Origin of the sequence: Brevundimonas sp., from assembly GCF_003248455.1 — a bacterium.
Lineage (GTDB): Bacteria > Pseudomonadota > Alphaproteobacteria > Caulobacterales > Caulobacteraceae > Brevundimonas.
The window spans coordinates 18761-39769 of sequence record NZ_QFNM01000031.1 but is presented as its reverse complement, the minus strand read 5'-3'; the positions used below and the strand labels follow the sequence as shown (position 1 = coordinate 39769).

Genomic DNA, 21009 nt, shown 5'->3' with positions numbered 1-21009 from the left:
CTCGCCGACTTCATGCCAGCATACACCTTCGCCCGTCGCCTCAAGACACTCAGCGGCCTCACCCCTTACGAATACATCGCAAAAATCTGGACTTCAGAGCCAGACCGATTCATCCTCAACCCTATTAAACAGATGCTGGGACTGAACACCTAACGCCTACCGATAGGTCCGGTGCAGCAGGGGCTTGCCCAGCCAATAGGCCAGTTCGGCCGGCCGGGCGATGTTCCAGACCGCCAGTTCGGCGGCCTTTCCGACTTCCAGGGTTCCGATCCGGTCGAGCAGTGCCAGCGCCCTGGCCGCCTCGCGGGTCGCGCCGGCCAGGGCTTCCTCGGGCGTCAGGCGTAACTGGACGCAGGCCAGGTTCAGGGCCGCGGTCATCGAGGCGACGGGCGAGGTGCCGGGGTTGCAGTCGGTGGCGACGGCCATCCTGACCCCATGGCGGCGCAGCAGGTCGATGGGCGGGGCCTGGGTCTCCCGCAGCATCAGAAAGGCGCCGGGCAGCAGGACGGCGACCACGCCTGCGGCGGCCATGGCGGCCACGCCGTCTTCGGTCGCGTGTTCGATGTGATCGGCCGACAGGGCGCGATGGCGCGCCGCCAGGGCCGCCCCGCCGCCGTTCGACAGCTGGTCGGCATGCAGCTTGACTGGCAGGCCAAGCCCGCGCGCCTTGTCGAACAGGCGAGACACTTCCTGGATCGAAAAGGCGATGGGCTCGCAATAGGCGTCGACCGCGTCCACCAGCCCCTCGGCATGAGCGGCCGGCAGCATGTCGTCGACGGCCAGATCGACATAGGCGGCGCGGTCCTCGCGATGCTCCGGCGGTATGGCGTGCAGGCCCAGATAGCTGGTGCGGACCCGCACCCCGCCCTCGCGTCCGATGCGGCGGGCGACGCGCAGCATCTTCAACTCGGTCTCGCGGTCCAGCCCATAGCCGGACTTGATCTCGACGGTGGTGACGCCGGTCGCCTTCAACCCTTCCAGCCGGCTCATGGCCGACGCGAACAGATCGTCCTCGGACGCCGCCCGCGTGGCCTTGACGGAGGAGACGATGCCGCCGCCCGCCCGGGCGATCTGTTCATAGGTCGCGCCGCCCAGACGCTGTTCGAACTCGCCCGAACGGTCCCCGCCGAACACCAGATGGGTGTGACAGTCCACCAGGCCCGGCGTGATCCAGCGCCCATCCAGCCGCTCCGTCTCGACCGCCTGCACGGTCGGCAGATCGGCGCGCGGGCCGATCCAGGCGATTCGGCCGTCCGCGATGACCACCGCAGCGTCAGGGATGGCGCCATAGGCCCCAGCGCCCTCGACCATGGTCGCGACATGACAGTCGATCAGCAGGCGGTCGGCCTTCATATGCGGATGTCCTTCGTGTGGCCGGGCGAGAAGCGGGCGACCAGATCGTAGCGGTCGCCGGGAAAGGTCTGCCACACCCGCGTCACCCCCTGCCCGTCCTTCCAGGTCCGGCGTTCGACGCACAAACAGGCCGCGCCGGCCTTCAGCCCCAGCAGGCGGGCGGCGGCGACGTCTGCCTCGATGGCGGAAATCCGGTTTTCCGCCTCGGTCCAGGTTTCTGCGGTCAGCAACCAGCTTCCGGGCGCAAGCCGTTGAAAATCCACGCTGGCCGCCTGGGGCGCGGCCTTCAGCGCAATCAGGCGGCGTTCCAGGGCCAGGGGCGCGCCGTCCGCCCTGTGCAGACAGGTCAGGTCCAACAGCCGCCCGCCAGCCGCCAGTTCGGCCTCGTCCGCATCCCTGGGTTCGCGTTCGGTCTGGTTCAGCAGGGCGTAGCCATAGGTCTGCCCCCGCGCGGCGACTTCGGCCTGCAGGTCGGGGATGGCCAGGACGGCGGCATGGGCCTTTGGCTGGGCGACGAAGGTGCCGGCGCGGCGCCGGCGCGTGACCAGTCCCCGCCCCGCCAGTTCGGAGATGGCCTTGGACACCGTCATGCGCGAACAGCCATAGGCGTCGGTCAACTGATGTTCGAACGGGATGCGGTCACCTGGCGAAAGATCGCCGGACAGGATGCGCCGCTCCAGATCGGCGTAGATTCGCTGATGCAGGGTCATGCCGCCGGCCCGTCCAGAATCCGGGCCAGGGCCTGACGATAGCGGGCCTCGATGGCCTCCCGGGCGACGTGGCGCCCCGCCGTCACCACCTCGCGGCCGGCGCGCCAGACCGACCGCACGGCTCCTCGCGGCGCGCCGAAGATCCAGCTGTCCAGCACCGCGTCGCCCCCGCGCCCGGCGAAGGCGATCCCCTCGACATCCAGCGCAACGATGTCGGCCGGCGCGCCCGGCGCCAGACCCGCCTGCGCCCCGCCCGCCTGAGCGCCCCCGGCCAGGGCGCGCGCGTACAGGGCGCGGCCGGTCGAACGCTGGGCGTCAGCCATCACCGCCCGGCCACGGAGCGTAAGCCGCTGACTGTATTCCAGCATCCTCAGCTCCTCCGCCACGCCGATCTGGACGTTGGAATCCGTGCCGATCCCGAACCGGCCCCCGGCGCGAGCGAAGTCCGCCGCCGGAAAGACCCCGTCGCCCAGATTGGCCTCGGTGATCGGACACAGGCCGACGACGGCCTGGCGGTCGACGATCCCGCCCCATTCCGCCGGCGTCACATGGGTCGAATGGATCAGGCACCAACGGGCGTCGACCGGCGCATGCTCCAACAGCCATTCCACCGGCCGCGCGCCCGACCAGGCCAGGCAGTCCTCGACCTCCCTGATCTGCTCGGCCACATGGATGTGGATCGGGCCGTCGCCCGCCAGGTCCGGCATCGCCGTCAGTTCGTCGGGCGCGACGGCGCGCAGGCTGTGGGGCGCGACGCCGACGACCGCATCGGCCAGCCCGGCGGTCAGGTCGCGGCATCGCCCGACCAGTTTGGCGAACCCATCCAGATCGGTGACGAAGCGCCGCTGGCCGTGACTGGGCGGCTGACCGCCGAAACCGGCGTGGGCGTAGAAGACCGGCAGCAGGGTCAAGCCGATCCCCGTCGCCTGGGCGGCCGCGACGATCCGCCCCGCGATCTCGGCGACATCGCCATAGGCCGCGCCCGACGGGTCGTTGTGCAGATAGTGGAACTCGCAGACGCGGGTGAAGCCGCCCTCCAGCATCTCCATGAAGGCCAGGGCGGTGATGGCCTCGATCTCGTGCGGCCCGCCCCGATCCAGGAAGCGGTACATCAGGGCGCGCCAAGTCCAGAAGTCGTCGTCGCCCCCGCTCCGGTCCCCCCCTGTCTGGCCTCCTGGCCCCCGCGCCTCGGTCAGCCCCGCCATCGCCCGCTGAAACGCATGGCTGTGCAGGTTGGTCATGCCCGGCAGGGCGACGCCGCCCCCGCCATCCGTCGCGGCGCGCGCCACGCCGGTTTCGAGCGTCGCGATCCGGCCTTTCGCCACACCGATCCTGACGTCGCGCGCCCAGCCGTCCGGCAGCAGGGCGGTCTGGAACCAGAGGCTGCGATCCACAGGCTGCGTCTGAAGGGTCACTGGACAGGTCCGCGTCGTTGCGATCAATATGTCTAGACATACCACGACAGACGGATTTGGCGAGGGAGGCCGAGATGACCGCAGACTGGCTGACCGTCCACGAGGGTTCGGCGCCTCTGGTGATCGGCCTGCCGCACGCCGGAACCGACATCCCGCCCGAAATCGAGGCGCGCATGGCCTCGCCCTGGCTGGCGCGCAAGGACGCCGACTGGTGGGTAGATCGGCTCTACGACTTCGCCGTCGACCTGGGCGCGACCCTGGTGCGCACCTCCGTCTCGCGCAGCGTCATCGACGTGAACCGCGACCCGTCCGGGGTCTCCCTCTATCCCGGCCTGACGACGACGGGCCTATGCCCGACCGAGACCTTCGACGGCGAACCCCTGTATCTTGCCGGCCAGGAACCGGACGCGGCCGAGATCGCCTGGCGGCGAGAAACCTGGTTCGATCCCTATCATGCCGCCCTGCGGGCGCAGATCGACCGACTTCGGCGCCAGGGCCCGGTCGTCCTTTACGACGCCCATTCGATCCGCTCGGTTGTGCCGCGCCTGTTCGACGGCGAACTGCCGCAGTTCAACATCGGCGACAACGACGGCGCGACCTGCGCCCCCGAACTGACGCAAGGCGTCGAGGCCGCCTGCGCCGTCAGCGGCTCCAGCCTGGTGGTCAACGGTCGCTTCAAGGGCGGCTGGACCACGCGCCATTACGGACGGCCGACCGATGGCGTGCACGCCATCCAGATGGAGCTGGCGGACCGGGGCTATATCCTGGACCCCGCCGGGCCGGTGTCGCCCGACAACTGGCCCAGCCCATACGAACCCGAACGCGCGGCGGACATGCGGGGCCATCTGCGCCGCGTCCTGGCCGCCTGCATCGCCTTCGCCGAGACCGCCCCATGAACACGCCAAACGCCCGCAGCGTCCGCAGCCCGCGCGGACCGGAGATGACCGCCAAGACCTGGGCCGCCGAGGCCGCCCTGCGAATGCTGATGAACAATCTGGACCCCGAGGTCGCCGAGCGGCCTCAGGACCTGGTCGTCTATGGCGGCGTCGGCAAGGCGGCGCGCGACTGGGCCGCCTTCGACCGGATCGTCGAGACCCTGCGCGCGCTCGAAGCCGACGAGACCCTGCTGGTCCAGTCGGGCAAGCCGGTCGGCGTCTTCCGCACCCACGCCGATGCGCCGCGCGTCCTGATCGCCAACTCCAACCTGGTGCCGAAGTGGGCGACCTGGGAGCATTTCGGCGAACTCGATCGCAAGGGGCTGATGATGTACGGCCAGATGACGGCCGGCTCGTGGATCTACATCGGCACCCAGGGCATCGTTCAGGGCACCTACGAGACCTTCATGGAGGCCGGCCGCCAGCATCATGGCGGCGACTGGTCCGGCAAGTGGATCCTGACCGCCGGCCTGGGCGGAATGGGCGGCGCCCAGACCCTGGCCGCGACCATGGCCGGCGCCTCGTGCCTGGCCGTCGAATGCCAACGCAGCCGCATCGAGATGCGGCTGAAGACCCGCTACCTCGACATGATGGCCGAAACGCTGGACGAGGCCCTGGCCCTGATCGAAGACGCGAACACGGCCGGAAAGCCCATATCCGTCGGCCTGTTGGGCAATGCAGCCGATGTCCTGCCTGAACTGGTCAAGCGCGGCGCGCGCCCCGACCTGGTGACGGACCAGACCAGCGCCCACGATCTGGTCAACGGCTATCTGCCGTCCGGCTGGACCGTGGCCGAATGGGAGGACCGGCGGATCAGCGACCCGGCCGCCGTCGCGGCGGCTGCGCGCAAATCCATCGTCGCCCACGTCCAGGCCATGCTGGATTTCCAGGCGGCGGGCGCGCCGGTGGTCGATTATGGCAACAACATCCGCCAGGTCGCCTACGACGAAGGGGTGGCGAACGCCTTCGACTTCCCCGGCTTCGTGCCCGCCTATATCCGTCCGCTGTTCTGTCGCGGGATCGGGCCGTTCCGCTGGGCGTCCCTGACCGGCGATCCCGAAGACATCCGCAAGACCGATGCGGCGATCAAGCGTCTGTTCCCCGACAACGCCGGCCTGCATCGCTGGCTGGACATGGCGGGCGAGCGGATCGCCTTCCAGGGCCTGCCCGCCCGCATCTGCTGGATCGGCCTGGGCGACCGTCATCGCGCGGGGCTGATGTTCAACGACATGGTGGCCTCGGGCGAACTGTCCGGCCCCATCGTCATCGGCCGCGACCATCTGGACAGCGGCTCGGTGGCCAGTCCGAACCGCGAGACGGAGGCGATGATGGACGGCTCGGACGCCGTCAGCGACTGGCCCCTGCTGAACGCCCTGCTGAACACGGCCTCGGGCGCATCGTGGGTGTCGCTGCATCACGGCGGCGGGGTCGGCATGGGCTATTCCCAGCATTCGGGGGTCGTCATCGTCGCGGACGGCACGCCCGAGGCGGCCCGGCGGCTGGAGCGCGTTCTGTGGAACGACCCCGCGACCGGGGTCATGCGCCATGCCGACGCCGGTTATGAGATCGCCCGCGCCGCCGCCCGCGAACACGCCCTGAACCTGCCCAGCCTGAAGGCCTGAAGATGACCGCTCTGATCCTCGGCGACGCGCCGCTGACGCTGGCCCAGTTGCGCGCCGTGCTGGACGGTCCGGTGACGGTTTCGATCACGGCCGACGCCTGGGCCGATGTCGAAAAGGGCGCGGCCACGGTCGCCGCCATCGTGGCGGAAGGCCGCACCGTCTATGGGGTGAACACCGGCTTCGGCCTGTTGGCCTACACCAGCATCGCCCCGCAGGACCTTGAAACGCTTCAGAAGAATCTGGTGCTCAGCCATGCCTGCGGCGTCGGCCCCCTGTTGCCGGACGCCGTGACCCGCCTGCTGATGGTGCTGAAGATCGCCAGTCTGTCGCGCGGCGCCTCGGGCATTCGGCGCGAGACGCTGGAGGCGCTGGTCGCCTTGGTCGATGCGGATGTCCTGCCCTGCATTCCCTCCAAGGGGTCGGTGGGCGCCTCGGGCGACCTGGCGCCCCTAGCCCATATGAGCAGCGTCCTGATCGGCGTGGGCGAGGCGCGCGTGGGCGGCGAGACGCTGGAGGCCGAGGCGGCCCTGGCCCGCGCGGGCCTGACGCCGCTGACGCTGGGCCCCAAGGAAGGCCTGGCCCTGCTGAACGGCACCCAGTGTTCGACGGCGCTGGCTCTGGCGGGCCTGTTCGCGGCGGAAGCCGTCTTCGCCGCCGCCATCGCCGCCGGCGCCCTGTCGGTCGATGCGCTGAAGGGCTCGGACGCCCCGTTCGATCCGCGCATCCACGCTCTGCGCGGCCAGCCGGGTCAGATCGCCGTCGCGGCCGCCTTGCGCGACCTGATCCGCGGTTCGGCCATTCGCGACAGCCACCGCGACGATTGCGCCAAGGTGCAGGACCCCTATTCCCTGCGCTGCCAGCCCCAGGTCATGGGGGCGGTGCTGGACGTGCTGAGAACCGCCGCCGCGACGCTGGAGCGCGAAGCCAACGCCGTCACCGACAATCCTCTGGTCTTCATCGAGGACGGCGAAGTGATCTCGGGCGGCAACTTTCACGCCGAACCTGTTGCTTTCGCAGCCGATCAGATCGCCATGGCCCTGTGCGAGATCGGCAACGTCTCCGAGCGGCGCACCGCCATCCTGGTCGATCCGAAGATGAGCGAACTGCCGGCCTTCCTGGTCAAGGAAAGCGGTCTGAACTCCGGCTTCATGATCGCCCAGGTGACGGCCGCCGCACTAATCGCCGAGAACCGCATGGTCGCCCATCCGTGCAGCGTGGACACGGTGCCGACCAGCGCCAATCAGGAAGACCATGTCTCGATGGCCACCCACGGCGCGCGTCGTCTGCTGGACATGGCCGAGAATGCGGCGACCGTGGTCGGCATCGAACTGCTGGCGGCGGCGCAAGGGATCGAGTTCCATCGTCCCCTGACCAGTTCGCCCGCCTTGGAGCAGGTCTTCGACATCGTGCGCGAAGCCGCCGCCCCCTACGCCAGCGACCATTACTTCGCCCCCGACATCGCCCGCGCCACGGACGGGGTGCGGGCCGGCCGATACAGAGCCTTCGCCGCCGACCTGCTGCCGTCGGCCTGAGCGATCAGCCCAGAACGCCCAGGTGCTCCAGCAGGATCGTCGTGCCCAGAACGATCAGGGCGACGCCGCCCACGATCTCGGCCGCCTTGCCGAACTTCAGGCCCACCGCCCGCCCGATCAGCATTCCGACCGTGGTCAGTACGAAGGTGGTGAAGCCGATCGAGGCGGCGACGACCCAGATATTGGCCCCGATGAAGGCCAGACCCACGCCCACCGCCGCCGCGTCGATGCTGGTGCCGATGGCGGTCGCGACCAGGGCCCAGGGGCCTGAGCGGCGGGGCGCCGTCTCGTCGTCCGACTCGCGCGGCTTGGCGCCTTCCCAGATCATCCTTCCGCCCACCGCCAGCAACAGGGTGAAAGCGATCCAGTGGTCGATCCGCTCGACCAGGCCGGCGGCGATGACGCCCAGCCCCCAACCGATCAGGGGCGTGATGGCCTCGATCACGCCGAACACCAGCCCGGCCTTGACCGCGTCCTTGAGCGCCGGTCGATGCGACGCCCCACGCCCCACGGCGGCCGCGAAGGCGTCCGTGGACATGCTGAGGGACAAGACGGCGATGGCTCCTGGGGTCATGCGAAACTGCTCCACCGGGCAAGCGACAGCGGTTCCAACGCCTGCCGGTGCGGCGGTGAAACGCGCTGGTCTCGCTAGGCGGTGGTTCCGCTGATCGCGCCACGCGCCGCAGCGCGAGTGTGTTGACGCGATCCCGACGATGCGACGCCGGAAGCTACTCCCCAACAGGAGGCGGCGCTTTACACACGCCTCGGCGGACTTGGCAACCGCCCGATCTCAGTCCAGCGGCCGCAGGGCCGCCCGACGAAGCGCCGCAAGATTGGCCGAGTTGGTGCAGAAACAGACGGTTCGCAGCTGGCGCATCGTCTGCTGAAAATGTTTGACGACCGCCTCGGTCGAGGCGACGGCGGCGGGCAGAACGCCTGTCGCCTGCCCCACGATGTCGGCGCCAAGCCGAATCGCCTTGGCGACATCCAAGCCATCGCGGACGCCGCCGGAGCCGATGACCGCCGCCTCCGGGCAGGCGCGGCGCACGTCGACCAGGGCCTGGGCGGTCGGCATGCCCCAGTCGGCGAAGGCGGCGGCATGGGCCGCATCGGCGGAATCGACTGCGCGCGCGCCCTCGATCAGGGCCCAATTGGCGCCGCCGGCCCCGGCCACGTCCACCGCCGCCGCACCCATGTCGATCAGCCGCCGCGCCGTGCGCCCCGAAAGGCCGGCGCCCGTTTCCTTGACCACCACGGGCGCGCCTAGCTTCAGGATCAACGCCTCCAGCGCGGCCCCCACGCCCCACCAGTCGCGATCGCCTTCGGGCTGGCAGGCCTCCTGCAACGGGTTCAGGTGAACCACCAGGGCGTCGGCGTCGATCATGTCCATCGCACGTCGCGCCTCGTCCAGGCCGAAGCCGCGCGTCAACTGGGCCGCGCCGATGTTGGACAGGATGACCGTATCGGGCGCGCGGCGGCGCAGAGTCCGGTCCAGCCCGACCGACGCCCCGCCCTCCACCGCCGCCCGCTGGGAGCCGACGGCCAGGGCGATCCCCAGGTGCTGGGCCGCCTCGGCCAGGCGGGCGTTGATCGCCTCGGCCCGCGCCGGACCGCCGGTCATGGCGCTGATCAGCAGGGGAGCCTTCAATCGCCGCCCCAGGAAGTCGGCGCCCAGGTCGATCTTGTCGTGATCCAGGTCCGGCAGGGCCTCGTGGACGAAATGCACCCTGTCGAATCCGGCGTCGCGCGCATGGCGACCGCGTCCTGCCAGGACGACGTCCAGATGCTGGTCCTTGCGATTGGGCGGGACAGGCGCGCTCATCGCCCTATTCGGAGGACGGTTGGCCGCGCCCTTCGGCGCTGCGGGCGCCCGTCGCCGGCTGGCGTTCGACGGCCAGGGCGTAGGCGCCCGTCTGGTTCGGCCCATAGGCGCGGGCGCGCACCACATACCAGCCGTCGTCCGGGGCGGTCCAGTCCAGCTTGGCGTGCGCGTCCGACAGGCTGTCGTCGTCGGTGGCCAGGCTGGCGAAATCGCCGTCATCGTCCAGACGGCCCAGGTCGATGAAGGAATCGAAAGCGTTCGACACCATCGTCAGCCGCAGCTTCTCGTCCTTCTTGGCCTGGAACCGATAGGCGTCGAAATAGGCTCCCTCGTCGGTCAGGGCCGAGGTTGACTTCAGCTCGCCGCGCACGGTCGCGCCGACCAACAGGCTGCCCGGCTTGGGCTCCGGGCCGCGATCCGACAGTTCGAACGAGTACAGCCCCTTTTCCTCGGCGCTCAACGGCATGGCGCGAACGACGTATTCGCCATCGTCCGGCAGGGTGAAGGTCAGGCGCGAATCGGTGCCCTCGGCCAGGCCGTCGTCGTCGCTGGCCAGGGCCTCGAAGTCGCCTTCCGCCCTGCCGATCTCCAGATAGGCGTCGAAATCGCCGGAACGCAGGACGGCCTGCACCCTCTGCCCCTTGGCGCCCGTGAAGGCGTAGGCGTGATAGCGTTTGCCGTCGTCGGCCTGGGGACCGTCGTCGGTGATCTCGCCCTCGATCGTCTGGCCGAAGGTCGCCGCCGTGGGTGCAGGCGGCGCGGCCGTCTCGCTCAGTTTCAACGTGTAATCGCCCTCGGCGTCGTCGCTGAAGCCGCGCGCCTCGATCACATAGTCGCCGTCGGCGTCCAGGGTGCGGGCGATGCGCGAATCCGTGCCCGACCCCGCCCCGTCGTCATCCTGCGCCAGCACCGTTCCATCCGACGCGCGGCGCAGCGTCAGATAGGTGTCGAAATCGCCGGACTTCATCTCGATCGCCACGCGCTGCCCGGTCGTTCCGGCGAAACGATAGGTGTCGGCCCGCTGGCCCTCGTCATTGGTCGCGCTGTCGTCGCCCAATTCGCCCTTCACCTCGTCGCCGACGGCGATGGGCTTGGACGGCGGCGCCGGCGGCGCTTCGCTCAGACCCACCTCGTAACGGCCCGTGCGATCATCCACGCTGGTCGCGCGAACGATGTATTCGCCTGCCGAGGGGGCCGTGAAGGTCAGGCGCGCATTCAGCCCGCCGCCCGGCTCGTCGTCATTATCGCCCAGCTCGACGAAATCCGTCCCATTCATTCGCCCGACGCGCACCAGCGGATCGAAGGCGTCGGAATTCAGCGTGACCACGAACCGCTCACCCGCACCGGCGCGGAAGGCGAAGGCGTCGTAAGGCCCCCCTTCGTCCTGTTCGGGATCGCGCGACGTCAGTTCGCCCGTCTGGGTCTGGCCCAAACGAAGAGCCCCGGGTCGCGGCGCGCGGGTCGGGCGCGGACGCTCCTGCAGCGAAAGCTGGTAGTCGCCGCCGTCCAGCCCGCTCAGGGTGCGCGCCCTCAGGATATAGACGCCGTCGCGTTCCGGCGTGAACCGCAGCCGCGCGTTCGTGCCGTCGCCCTGACTGTCGTCGTCCTCCGCCAGAGCCTCGCCCATCGCTCCTTCTGCGTAGATCGCCAGATAGGCGTCGAAGGCTTCGGATCGCAGAACCGCCTCCAGCCGCTGGCCCGCCCGGGCCTGGAGGCGGTAATCGTCATAGCGATACTCGTCATCCGCCGCCTTGGCGTCCTCGTCCGTCAGGGCGCCGTTGACGCTGACGCCGATGCGAAGCGCCGCCGCGTCCTGGGCCAGGGCCGGGCCGACCGCTCCCATCAGGGCGACCATGCTGACCGCGGCGGCGAGAGACGGACCGTTCATGAATTCCTCCAGCTTTTGGCCGGGATCATAGACGCCGAACCGCAGCGGCTGTAAATCGCCGCCATCCTGATTTCCCGCCAGACGGAGCCGCCATGTCGGTCCAAACCCCGCCCGCGACCCTGATCGACGGCAAGGCCTTCTCGGCGACCCTGGTCCAGCGCGTCGCCGATGCGGTACAGCGGCTGGAGGCCTCGCATGGGGTCAAGCCCGGCCTGGCCGTGGTGATCGTCGGCGAAGACCCCGCCAGCCAGATCTATGTCCGCAACAAGGGCGAGACGACCCTGCGCGCGGGCATGCGGTCCGACACCCACCGACTGGCCGAAACCACCAGCCAGGCCGAGCTGCTGGCCCTGATCGCCCAACTGAATGCGGATGCGGGCATCCACGGCATCCTGGTGCAACTGCCCCTGCCCGCCCACATCGACGCGACCGTGGTTCTGGACGCCATCGACCCGGACAAGGACGTGGACGGCTTTCACGTGGTCAACGCCGGGCGGCTGGCCGTGGGCCTGCCGGGGCTGGTTCCCTGCACCCCCTTGGGCTGTCTGATGCTGCTGAAGGATCAGTTGGGCGACCTGACCGGCTTGAACGCCGTGGTGGTGGGGCGGTCCAACATCGTGGGCAAGCCGATGGCGCAACTGCTGCTGGGCGAAAGCTGCACCGTCACCATCGCCCATTCGCGGACCCGCGACCTGCCCGCCGTCTGCCGCGGCGCCGACATCCTAGTGGCGGCGGTCGGTCGTCCCGAGATGATCCAGGCGGACTGGATCAAGCCCGGCGCCACCGTGATCGACGTGGGCATCAACCGCGTCCCCTCGGCCGATCCGGTCAAGGCGGCCGAGGGCAAGACCCGCGTCGTCGGCGACGTGGCCAAGGCGGCTGCGGATGTGGCGGGCCGCATCACCCCTGTTCCGGGCGGCGTGGGTCCGATGACCATCGCCTGTCTGCTGGCCAACACCTATTCGGCGGCCTGCCGCATCAACAATATCCAACCGGAGCCATTGGACGCTTGATGCATTCCTGCGTCGGGTCGATATTCGACCCAACGGCGATCGTCGCCGACAGGGAGATGTCATGGTTCGCCTCAACGCTCGCGCGCTCGCCGTCACGGCCGCCCTGCTGATCACGCCGGCGGCGGCCGGTTGCGGCTACAACACCATTCCGACCAAGCAGGAGCGCGCCGAGGCCGCCTGGGCCGATGTCCAGAGCCAATATCAACGCCGGGCCGATCTGGTGCCCAACCTGGTCGCCACCGTCCAGGGCGCGGCCATCCAGGAACGCACCACCCTGACGGACGTCATCAACGCGCGCGCCCGCGCCACGTCGGTCAACGTCTCGGCCGACGACCTGGACAATCCCCAGGCCTTCCAGCAGTACCAGGAGGCCCAGGGCCAGCTGTCCGGCGCACTGTCGCGCCTGTTGGTCACGGTCGAGGCCTATCCTCAGCTTCAGGCCAACCAGAATTTCCTGACCCTGCAGTCGCAGCTGGAGGGCACGGAAAACCGCATCCAAATCGCGCGCCGCGACTATAACGAGGCCGTTCGCGACTATAACACCACCCTGCGCACCTTCCCGCAGGTGATCTGGGCCAAGACCCTGCATGGCGGGTCCAAGCCGATGCAACTGTTCACCGCCACGGCGGAAGCCCAGTCGGCGCCCCAGGTGAACTTCAACCTGAACGCCCCGCCGTCCAACGCCTCGGCGCCGGGCGGCGGCGCGCCCGCCGTCGCGCCCGGTTCGACCCCGCCGGCCCAGTGACACGCCTCTCCGCGCCGGCGCGACGTCCGACGGGCGTCGCCGCCTGGCTGATCGGTCTTGTGGTCGTCCTGCTGTTCGCCGTCCCGGCGCTGGCGCAGTCGAAGATCGCCTTTCCGCCCCTGACCGGCCGCGTGGTCGATCAGGCCGGCCTGCTCGATCCAGCGACGGAACAGGCCCTGACGGAGAAACTGACGGCGCTGGAGGCCGCGACCAGCGACCAGCTGGTCGTCGTCACCGTCAGCAGCCTTCAGGACCAGGAGATCGAGGATTACGGCTATCAGCTGGGGCGCGCCTGGGGCATCGGGCAAAAGGAAAACGACAACGGGGCCCTGCTGATCGTCGCGCCCAACGAGCAAAAGGTGCGTGTCGAGGTCGGCTATGGGTTGGAGCCGATTCTGACCGACGCCTTTTCGTCCCAGGTGATCCGCAATGACATCCTGCCCTCCTTCCGCGAAGGGGACTACAGCACCGGGGTGGTCAAGGGCGTTGACGCCCTGATCGCTCAGCTGTCCCTCGACCCGGCCGAGGCCCAGGCCCGCGCCCAGGCGGTCGCGGAACAGCAGGCGGACCGCACGGGCGGCTCCATCGCCCCGCTGATCATCGTCGGCGTCATCTTCCTGATCATCTTCCTGCTGGCCGCGCGCGCCGGCCGCGGACGCCGCAGCGGCGTCGGCTCGGTCCTGCTGTGGGCGGCGTCCGAGGCGCTGAGAAACTCCGGGCGAGGCGGCGGCGGTTGGGGCGGGGGCGGCGGATTCGGCGGCGGCGGATTCAGCGGCGGCGGCGGCGGCTTCGGCGGCGGCGGCGCATCGGGAGGATGGTGATGCAGATCACAGACAGCGACCGCGCCCGCATCGCCGAGGCCATTTCGACGGCCGAACGACAGACCTCGGGCGAAATCTTCTGCGTCGTATCGGGGCGCGTCTCGGCCTATCTGGACGTCAGCCTGGCCTGGGCGGCGGGCGCGGCTCTTCTGGCGCCCATCGTCTTCACACCCTTCGTGCTCGACTGGCGCTGGCCCGGCGGCGGCTGGGAAGCGGCCCATCAGGCGGCGGCGGGCGCGACCACGGCCCAGGCCCTGGCCCTCTACGCCCTGATCCAGGCGGCGGTCTTCGTCGGCGTCTTCCTGCTGACCCGCATTCCCGCCGTCCGTCGCCTGGCCACCCCGGCCGGCGTTCGGCGCGGACGGGTGCGAGAAGCGGCCCTGCAGCAGTTCCTGGCCCATGGCGTCCATGTGACGCGCGAACGCACAGGCGTCCTGATCTTCGCGGCCCTGGACGAACATCAGGTCGAACTGATCGCCGACGAGGCCATCCACGCCAAGGTCGACGAAAAGGCCTGGGCCCAGGCCGTCGACGCCCTGACCCGCGAACTGCGCGCCGACCGCCCGGTGGAAGGGTTTTCCGCCGCCGTGGCCCTGTGCGGCCAGATCCTCGCCCGGCACTTCCCGCCGCGCCCGGACAATCCCAACGAACTGCCGGATCATCTGATCTTGCTGTGAATCGTCGCATCGGGGTCGCATTCAGGGGCCAGAAGGCCTAGCCCACGGTCGAAGCCAGACGACAGCCCCCTTCATGCCCCGCCTACTCACCTACAATGTCCACCGCTGCGTCGGCACAGACCGCCGCCTCGACGTGGATCGCATCGTCGCCGTCATCGGCGAATACGAACCCGACATCGTCTGTCTGCAGGAGTTGGATGTCGGCCGCCTGCGCACCAACGGCGTCGATCAGGCGCGCGCCATCGCCGAAGGCTTGGCCATGACCTCGCGTTTTCACCCGGCGATGCAGGTCGAGGCCGAACTGTATGGCGACGCCATCCTGACCGCCCACCCCGAGCGGCTGATCCGCGCCGACAGCCTGCCCACCGTCAACGGCGTCCCGGGGCTGGAGCCGCGCGGCGCCATCTGGTCCGAAATCCAGGTCGACGGCGTAGCCTTGAACGTCTTCAACACCCACCTGGGCCTGGTGCCGAAGGAACAGCGCCTTCAGGCCGCCGCCCTGTCCGGGCCGGGTTGGCTGGGCGGCTGCGTCGGCCCGGCGCTGCTGGCGGGCGACTTCAACGCCACTTCCATCACCCGCCCCTACCAGACCCTGTGTCGCAACCTTCAGGACTGTCAGCGGCAATTGGGCCTGAAGCCCAGCGTCAAGACCTTCCCCTCGGCCTTCCCCGCCATTCGCATCGACCACTGTTTTGTCAGCCCCCACATCCGGGTGCGCGCCGTGCGCTCGGCCTTTTCGCCCTTGGCGCGGGTGGCGTCGGACCACCTGCCGCTGATCGTCGATTTCGAGGTGGTTCAGCCCGGCGCCTGACCGCCCTCCGACGCCGGCCGCGTGCGGTGCGAGCGGTTCAGGCGCTTCCAGGGCCGCCAGGCGTCGGTCGAAGAGGTGGGATCGCCCAGCTGCCATTCCGCGAACATCCGCTGGATGCGCGTCGGCGGATCGGACCCCAGAGGCTTCAGCCGGTCGGTGTCGAAGCTGCAGATCGCCTGGCCGACAGAGCCGAACACCGCCTCGACCGCCGCGTAGTCCTCGGTCGCGACGCCCAGCCAGTGGGCGATGGTGCGGCGGCGGTGGGCGGCGATGACGGCGCGTCCCGCCTCGTCCGTCGGCTCGGCTGCGATGTCGCATTCGGTGTCCAGGCCCATCGAGCGGTTGTTCAGATTGGTCGAGCCGATCCTCAGCAGCCGGTCGTCGATGATCGACATCTTGGCGTGAACGATGATCCGGTCGCCCTCCTCGGTCAGGGGCGCGAAGGCGAAGAAGCGGTTGAATCTGTCGGCCTGCTCCAGCCGATACAGCACCTCGGCGCGGGCGGTGTCCATCGTCAGGCTGTCGAACCAGCTGGGGCTCTTGGCGGTGGACACGACGATTACCTGCGGCCCGTCCGGCTCGGCCAGCCGCTCGGCCAGGGCCGCGGCGATCACCGGCGAGGTGAAATACTGGTTTTCGAAGTAGATCAGCCGCTTCGCGCGGCGGATGGACTCCAGGTGCAGGGCTTCGTTTTCGCGCACCTCGTGCCGGCCGGCCCATTTCGGCTCGGTCCGGGCGATGCCGACAGGCACGTCGGTCATCTGTACGGGAACGCCGTCCGGCCAGGGATCGCCGTCCACCGCGTCGGGGATGGTCCGCTCCCAGGTCGCCTTGAACCAGCGCTCGCGCGCCAGTTCGCCCAGCGCCTGCGCCGCCGGACCGTCCATCACGGCCATCACCTCATGGCGGGCCTTGCAGATGACGCCGCTGGGCAGGGCGCGGCGCGGATCGCCGTCCAGATGCTCGTCGGAGTCCCAGCGATCGGTCGAGATGTCGCCCCCTCCGCAAAAGGCCAGCTTGTCGTCGATCACGATCACCTTCTGGTGATGGCAGGCGCCGAGGGGACCGGGCGAGTCCAGCCGGAACTCCACCATCCGCTTGCGAAACCAGCGCTGCGCCCGATGGGGATAGAAGCCCTGCGACGCCGCGATCAGCAGCGGCGATTTCCAGATCAGCAGCCTCACGTCCAGATCGGGCTTCTTCTTGACCAGCATCCGCAGTTGCCGGCCGATCTCGGCGCTCTTGTCGCCCGGCCGCGTCTCGGGATCCAGATGGGTGCGCGGATCGAACTGCCAGCCCAGCACCACGATGGAGCGTTCGGCCTTCTGAATGGCCGAGGCCAAGGCGTCGAAATAGGCTTCGTTCTCCATCAGCACGGAAAACCGATGGGCGACGGCCGAGGTCCACAGCCCCGGACCCGGCTCCAGCAAACTGCCGTCGTAACTGTCGCCTTGCCCCATGCAACCCCTCTGCCTGATTCGCGTGACACGGTGTCGGAGCGCCCTGATCCTCCGTTTCACGCGCATGGCGCCGGGTCAATCGTTGAAGGCGCGAGGCCTTTGGGCGGGATTGTGACGTTCGCCGATTTGGCGCATAAGGTTCAAGGCCGTTCCGGCCGCGAGGGAGGGTGGAATGCAGGCGCTGGTCGAACTGATCGCCGGCTTCATCGCGCTGCTGGCCGCCGCCGTCCTGGCGCAGTTCGGCGTCGATACCCACACGCCGAATCATTCCGACCGCGAGGTTCGCCGCGTCGCCGAATGCCGCGACAGCGCTCCCTCCTCCGCCGTCCTGGTCGAGACCAGACGCGGCTGCTGATTCTGCGCCGCCGCTTTCGGATCGACGGCTTCGGCGCGGCGGCAGGTTCCGTCCGGCTCTTTCCTGTTCTAGGGTCTGTTGGGCGCCGTCGGACGCCAGCCTAGAGATCGAGTTTTTGAGCTGATGAAGTCTCCCAAACGGCCGCCGCTGAAGCTGACCGACGACGAGGTCGTCGCCCCCGTCGATGCGTCGTCCGTCGCGGAGACGCCGGCGATGGACGCCCCGCCCGAGCCGGAGCCTTTGACCGACGCCGATCTGGAGATCGTCCAGCCCGTCTTCGAGCGCCCGATGTCCGAGCGCCGCCGTCGGCGCCTGCTGGAGGAGCAGCGCCTCGCCGAAGAGCGCGCCGCCGAGGCCGAACGCCCCGCCGCCCCGCCGGAACTGACGGCCGAGCCCGTGCCGGAATCGACGGCCGACGTCGAAATGGCCGTGGCGGCCGGCAAACCGCCCGCCCCGTTCGAACTGTCCTCGCCGCCCGCCGTCAAGCCGGTCGCCGTCGCCCGATCGGGCGAGGCCTCGGGGCGCCACGCCTATCTGATCGCCGGCGTCGCCTCCGCCCTGTGGATCGGCGGGGTCGCCTCCTGGGCCGCCTATGAGTTCGGGGCCGGCGGCGCCGAACTGGACCCGCTGCGGATCGCCATCTACGGCCTGATCGCCCTGGCGCCGGCCGGACTGGCCATCATGCTGGCCCATGCGGTGCGTCAGGGCGCCGGCCTGGCCGCCGAAACCCGCCGCGCCCGCCAGCTGGCCGAGGCGCTGGTCGCCCCCACCGCCCTGGCGGCCCAGCAGACCGGCGAGGTGCTGCAGTCCCTGCGGTCCGACATCGACCACGCCGCCCTGGCCGCCGAACGGGCGCGCCGCGACATGGCCCTGTTGCGCGAGGCCTTGGCCGAAGAGACCGCCCGGCTGAACGAGGCCGCCGACAATGCGGGCCGCACAGCCCGCCGCCTGGCCGAGAACCTGGGGCGCGAGCGCGACCAGATGCAGACCCTGGGCCTTCACCTGGACGCCCAGGCTTCGGGCGTCGTAGATGCGGTCGAGCGCCAGTCCCGCATGGTCGCCGACGCCTCCGACCTGGCCCAGGCCCAGTTGCGCGAGGCCGAGGCGGCCCTGGCCGCCCGCGCCGCCGACCTTGCCGCCGCCGCTGGAGAGGCCCAGGACGCCGCCCGCGTCGCCGCCGACGACCTGGCCCGCCAGACCATCCGGCTGGAGAACGCCGGCACGGGCGTCGCCGAACAGATACAGTCTGTCGAGGAAGGCCTGGGCCAGCAGCGCGCCGCCCTCGTCACCGCCGCCTATGCGCTGCGCACCGACCAGGAGGACTTCTCCGCCCAGGTCGAAAGCCAGCGGGCCCAGCTGATCGAACATCTGTCGGCCACCCGCACGGCCGCCGGCGATCTGGACCGCGCGGCCCAGACCTCGGTCGACAGCATGCGCGATCTGGTCGAGGCCGCCGCCGATCAGTTCCGCGCTCTGGTGGACATGTCCCAGCGCGAGGCCGACGGGTTCGATTCCGCAACCAAGGTCGCCCTGGACCGCTTCGAGGCCCTGGCCGCCGAGGCGCGCGACGCCCTGATGGAAGAGACCCGCCGCGCCCTGGAGCAGATGCGCGCCACGGCCGAGGATTCGCGCGCCGCCGCCGCCGACGCCGCCGAACAGGCCCGTCTGCGCGCAGACCGCCTGGGCGAAACCCTGTTCGAGGCCGCGCAGAAGGCCGACAACGCCGCCGACGCCCGCATCGAGGACGCCCGCCGCATCGTCAGCGAAACTTCAGGCCTGGTGGAGGAGGCCGGCGAACGGATGGTCGACCGGCTGGAGACGCTGGTCGGCCGGCTCAATGAAGCGCTCTCCGAAATCGACGCCGCCGTCCACGACATCGACGCGCGCGCCGCCCGCCTGCCGCAGGAAGCCCGCGCGCGCGCCGAGGCCGTGCGCGCCACGGTCGAGGACGGCCTGGCCTCGCTTTCCGCCGCCTCGCGCAAGGCCGCCGAGGACACCGAGGCGCTGGACCTGGGCTTTCAGGAACGTGTGCGACGCAACTACGACATGCTGACCGAAGCGGTGCGGCTGATGGGGGTGGTGTCCGGCGACGCCTCGCCCGCCCGCCGCCGCGATCCGTCGCTCGACGCCGACCGTCCGGAGCCCCGGCCCGAAGCCCGCGCCGAAGCGCGGTCCGCGCGCATGGCCGCGGCGCCTCCAGCCGAGGACCGCAAGTTCGGCCTTCGCAGCCGCCTGCGTCTGGAGCCGACCGAGACGACGCGCCCGACCGCCGACGACCGCCTGGACTGGAGCGACCTGGCGGCCAGGGACGCGCCGGACGAAACGCCGCTGGACCTGGACACCCCCGCCCCCTCGCCCGTCGCCCCCTCGCCCGCCCTGGCGCCGGCCGAGGCCGAAGCCCTGTCCGAGCGTGTCGCGGCCGCCATCCGCCGCATGGGCGTCGATCCCAACGCCCTGCTGCCCCGCTCGCGGGTGGAGGAGGCGGCGCGCGCCATCGGCAAGGGCGATCCTGACGGCGCCCGCCAGATCGTGCGCCGCGTGGCGCCCGCCGCCGTCCGCAGCGTCTCCCGCCGCGTGCTCAGCGACGCCGAACTGCGCGGCGACGCCGAACGCTATGTCCGCCATTTCGCCGGGAACCTGGCGGCATCTGCGCGGGCGGGCGACACGGCGGCGGTGCAGTCCAGCCTGGCGTCCGACGCCGGGCGCGCCTTCATGCTGCTGGACGCCGCCGTCGGCGATCTGGGTTAAGGGACGACGGGACTTGACGATGCGCTCGAGTTGCCGCCTCCTGCACGTCACCGAACTGTCATGGACATGGCGATGGCCGGCACGATGAACGAGATCGACGGCCCGAAGGGGAACGACGCCCCGAACGGCGACCGCCGCCCCGGCATCATCATCTGCGCCTATGAGGGCGAGGACGCGGGCTGGGACCTGGTCGAGGATCTATCGGGTGAAATCTGGAGCCCGGCCGGCGCCCGCGCCGTGCCCATCGCCGGAAACGACCCCGACGCCCTGGCCACGACCCTGGCCGCGCGCCTGGGCAGCGGCGAGTGCCGCGCGGTCTTGCTGGTCGGCCGCACGCACAAGGGCCAAGGGTTTCGCGTCCAGATGCGGGCCGAGAACCGCACCTTGGACCACAAGCACCGCCTGTCCGACACCGGCCCCGGCGTCGCCCGCGCCACGGCGCCGGTCGCCGACATTCTGCGCGCCCTGACCGCCGCCGGTCTCCAGGCCGACGCCTCGTCCGAGGCGGAGGCGGACGCCGGCTCATATCTGCTTTACCGCGTGCTGGCCGATCTGCCGGACGGGCCGCTGACGCCCTCCATCGGCCTGCTGCGCGCGCCGGCCCCGGCCAACGAAGCCGCCGTCCGCAAGGGGATCAAGGCCGCCGCCTCCGCCATGGCCAGCCATCTGGCGCCCCTGCCCCGCTCCAACTGATCCGGCGAAAGACATTGCGTCCGCCACGGTCTAGGTTCGCGCAATGAGCATGAGTCGCAAACTGATCCTCTTCGCCGCCTTGAACGGCGCCATGGCGGTGTCCGTCGGGGCCTTCGCCGCCCATGGCGCCGGGCCTCAGATCAGGACCCTGCTGACCACCGGCGCCCAGTATCAGTTGATCCACGCCGTCCTGGCCGTCGCCGCCTGCCGATGGGGGGCGGGCGGGCGGCTGGCGACCCTGGCCGGCTGGCTGGCGGCGGCGGGCGGGCTGATCTTCTGCCTCTCCCTTTTGCTGATCGCCTTTCTGGGCGCGCCCGCGTTCGGCGCCGTCGCCCCCGTCGGCGGCGTGCTGATGATCGCCGGCTGGCTGTGCCTGGCCCTGGCCGCCCTTCGTTCCTGATCGCTCTGT

Annotated in this window: 19 protein-coding genes, 1 pseudogene and 1 riboswitch; of the genes and pseudogenes, 13 read left to right on the top strand and 7 right to left on the bottom strand. The window is 70.2% G+C overall.

The window, feature by feature from the left end; all coding sequences use genetic code 11:
* Positions 1–153 (top strand): annotated as a pseudogene (locus DI624_RS12325) (IS481 family transposase); the annotation flags it as partial.
* 3 nt (positions 154–156) lie between these two features.
* On the opposite strand, the gene hutI reads toward DI624_RS12325, so the two are convergent.
* The 3 genes from hutI to DI624_RS12310 are packed head-to-tail and all read right to left on the bottom strand — an operon-like array spanning position 157 to position 3478.
* Entirely contained in the window at positions 157–1353 is a 1197-nt protein-coding gene (hutI, locus tag DI624_RS12320; RefSeq protein WP_291538924.1) for an imidazolonepropionase, read from the bottom strand.
* Positions 1350–2063: a histidine utilization repressor gene (gene hutC / locus DI624_RS12315; RefSeq protein WP_291538921.1), complete on the bottom strand. Its 714-nt coding sequence runs from the start codon at positions 2061–2063 to the stop codon at positions 1350–1352. Before hutC ends, hutI begins: the two co-directional genes overlap by 4 nt.
* Positions 2060–3478 (bottom strand): formimidoylglutamate deiminase, encoded by a 1419-nt coding sequence (locus DI624_RS12310; RefSeq protein ID WP_291538919.1) that lies wholly within the window; start codon positions 3476–3478, stop codon positions 2060–2062. Before DI624_RS12310 ends, hutC begins: the two co-directional genes overlap by 4 nt.
* Before the next feature lie 74 nt (positions 3479–3552).
* Between DI624_RS12310 and hutG the strand changes: the two genes are divergently transcribed.
* Genes hutG through hutH form a run of 3 tightly spaced genes read left to right on the top strand, consistent with a single transcriptional unit; the run spans position 3553 to position 7567 of the window.
* Positions 3553–4374 (top strand): N-formylglutamate deformylase, encoded by an 822-nt coding sequence (gene hutG / locus DI624_RS12305; protein ID WP_291538918.1) that lies wholly within the window; start codon positions 3553–3555, stop codon positions 4372–4374.
* On the top strand, positions 4371–6035 hold the full coding sequence (hutU, locus tag DI624_RS12300; protein WP_291538916.1) for a urocanate hydratase: 1665 nt from the start codon (positions 4371–4373) through the stop codon (positions 6033–6035). Before hutG ends, hutU begins: the two co-directional genes overlap by 4 nt.
* 2 nt (positions 6036–6037) lie before the next feature.
* Complete coding sequence (hutH, locus tag DI624_RS12295; RefSeq protein WP_291538913.1) at positions 6038–7567, top strand: histidine ammonia-lyase; 1530 nt, start codon at positions 6038–6040, stop codon at positions 7565–7567.
* 4 nt (positions 7568–7571) lie between these two features.
* On the opposite strand, the gene DI624_RS12290 is transcribed toward hutH, so the two are convergent.
* The 3 genes from DI624_RS12290 to DI624_RS12280 all read right to left on the bottom strand — a co-directional run bounded on the left by DI624_RS12290 (position 7572) and on the right by DI624_RS12280 (position 11277).
* On the bottom strand, positions 7572–8141 hold the full coding sequence (locus tag DI624_RS12290) for a manganese efflux pump MntP family protein (protein ID WP_291538910.1): 570 nt from the start codon (positions 8139–8141) through the stop codon (positions 7572–7574).
* Positions 8142–8144: 3 nt separating this feature from the next.
* A riboswitch (yybP-ykoY riboswitch) is annotated at positions 8145–8313 on the bottom strand.
* 44 nt (positions 8314–8357) lie between these two features.
* Positions 8358–9389 carry a type 2 isopentenyl-diphosphate Delta-isomerase gene (gene fni / locus DI624_RS12285; protein WP_291538908.1) on the bottom strand — a complete coding sequence of 344 codons (1032 nt, stop codon included), beginning with the start codon at positions 9387–9389 and terminating at the stop codon, positions 8358–8360.
* 4 nt (positions 9390–9393) lie between these two features.
* Positions 9394–11277: a PPC domain-containing protein gene (locus DI624_RS12280; protein ID WP_291538906.1), complete on the bottom strand. Its 1884-nt coding sequence runs from the start codon at positions 11275–11277 to the stop codon at positions 9394–9396.
* 92 nt (positions 11278–11369) lie between these two features.
* On the opposite strand from DI624_RS12280, the gene folD reads away from it, so the two are divergent.
* From folD to DI624_RS12255, 5 genes are all read left to right on the top strand, one after another.
* The gene (gene folD / locus DI624_RS12275; protein WP_291538904.1) at positions 11370–12290 is read left to right on the top strand and encodes a bifunctional methylenetetrahydrofolate dehydrogenase/methenyltetrahydrofolate cyclohydrolase FolD; all 921 of its coding nucleotides are present in this window, start codon (positions 11370–11372) and stop codon (positions 12288–12290) included.
* A gap of 61 nt (positions 12291–12351) precedes the next feature.
* A complete protein-coding gene (locus DI624_RS12270) occupies positions 12352–13035 on the top strand; it encodes a LemA family protein (protein WP_291538902.1) in 684 nt (227 codons plus the stop codon).
* On the top strand, positions 13032–13856 hold the full coding sequence (locus DI624_RS12265) for a YgcG family protein (protein WP_291538899.1): 825 nt from the start codon (positions 13032–13034) through the stop codon (positions 13854–13856). The genes DI624_RS12270 and DI624_RS12265 overlap by 4 nt, the downstream gene beginning before the upstream one ends.
* Positions 13856–14533, top strand: coding sequence for a TPM domain-containing protein (locus DI624_RS12260; protein ID WP_291538898.1), 678 nt, complete (start codon positions 13856–13858; stop codon positions 14531–14533). Before DI624_RS12265 ends, DI624_RS12260 begins: the two co-directional genes overlap by 1 nt.
* Before the next feature lie 73 nt (positions 14534–14606).
* A complete protein-coding gene (locus DI624_RS12255) occupies positions 14607–15344 on the top strand; it encodes an endonuclease/exonuclease/phosphatase family protein (protein ID WP_291538897.1) in 738 nt (245 codons plus the stop codon).
* On the opposite strand, the gene DI624_RS12250 is transcribed toward DI624_RS12255, so the two are convergent.
* Positions 15329–16804, bottom strand: a complete 1476-nt coding sequence (locus tag DI624_RS12250) for a phospholipase D-like domain-containing protein (RefSeq protein WP_291538896.1) — start codon at positions 16802–16804, stop codon at positions 15329–15331. The two genes, DI624_RS12255 and DI624_RS12250, sit on opposite strands and share 16 nt — an antisense overlap.
* Positions 16805–16976: 172 nt before the next feature.
* On the opposite strand from DI624_RS12250, the gene DI624_RS12245 reads away from it, so the two are divergent.
* The 4 genes from DI624_RS12245 to DI624_RS12230 all read left to right on the top strand — a co-directional run bounded on the left by DI624_RS12245 (position 16977) and on the right by DI624_RS12230 (position 21000).
* Positions 16977–17159 carry a hypothetical protein gene (locus DI624_RS12245; protein WP_291538895.1) on the top strand — a complete coding sequence of 61 codons (183 nt, stop codon included), beginning with the start codon at positions 16977–16979 and terminating at the stop codon, positions 17157–17159.
* A gap of 123 nt (positions 17160–17282) precedes the next feature.
* Positions 17283–19907, top strand: coding sequence for a tipN (locus DI624_RS12240; RefSeq protein WP_291538894.1), 2625 nt, complete (start codon positions 17283–17285; stop codon positions 19905–19907).
* A gap of 72 nt (positions 19908–19979) precedes the next feature.
* Entirely contained in the window at positions 19980–20600 is a 621-nt protein-coding gene (locus DI624_RS12235; protein ID WP_291538893.1) for a hypothetical protein, read from the top strand.
* Between the two features lie 43 nt (positions 20601–20643).
* A complete protein-coding gene (locus DI624_RS12230) occupies positions 20644–21000 on the top strand; it encodes a DUF423 domain-containing protein (protein ID WP_291538892.1) in 357 nt (118 codons plus the stop codon).
* Positions 21001–21009: the final 9 nt, after the last annotated feature.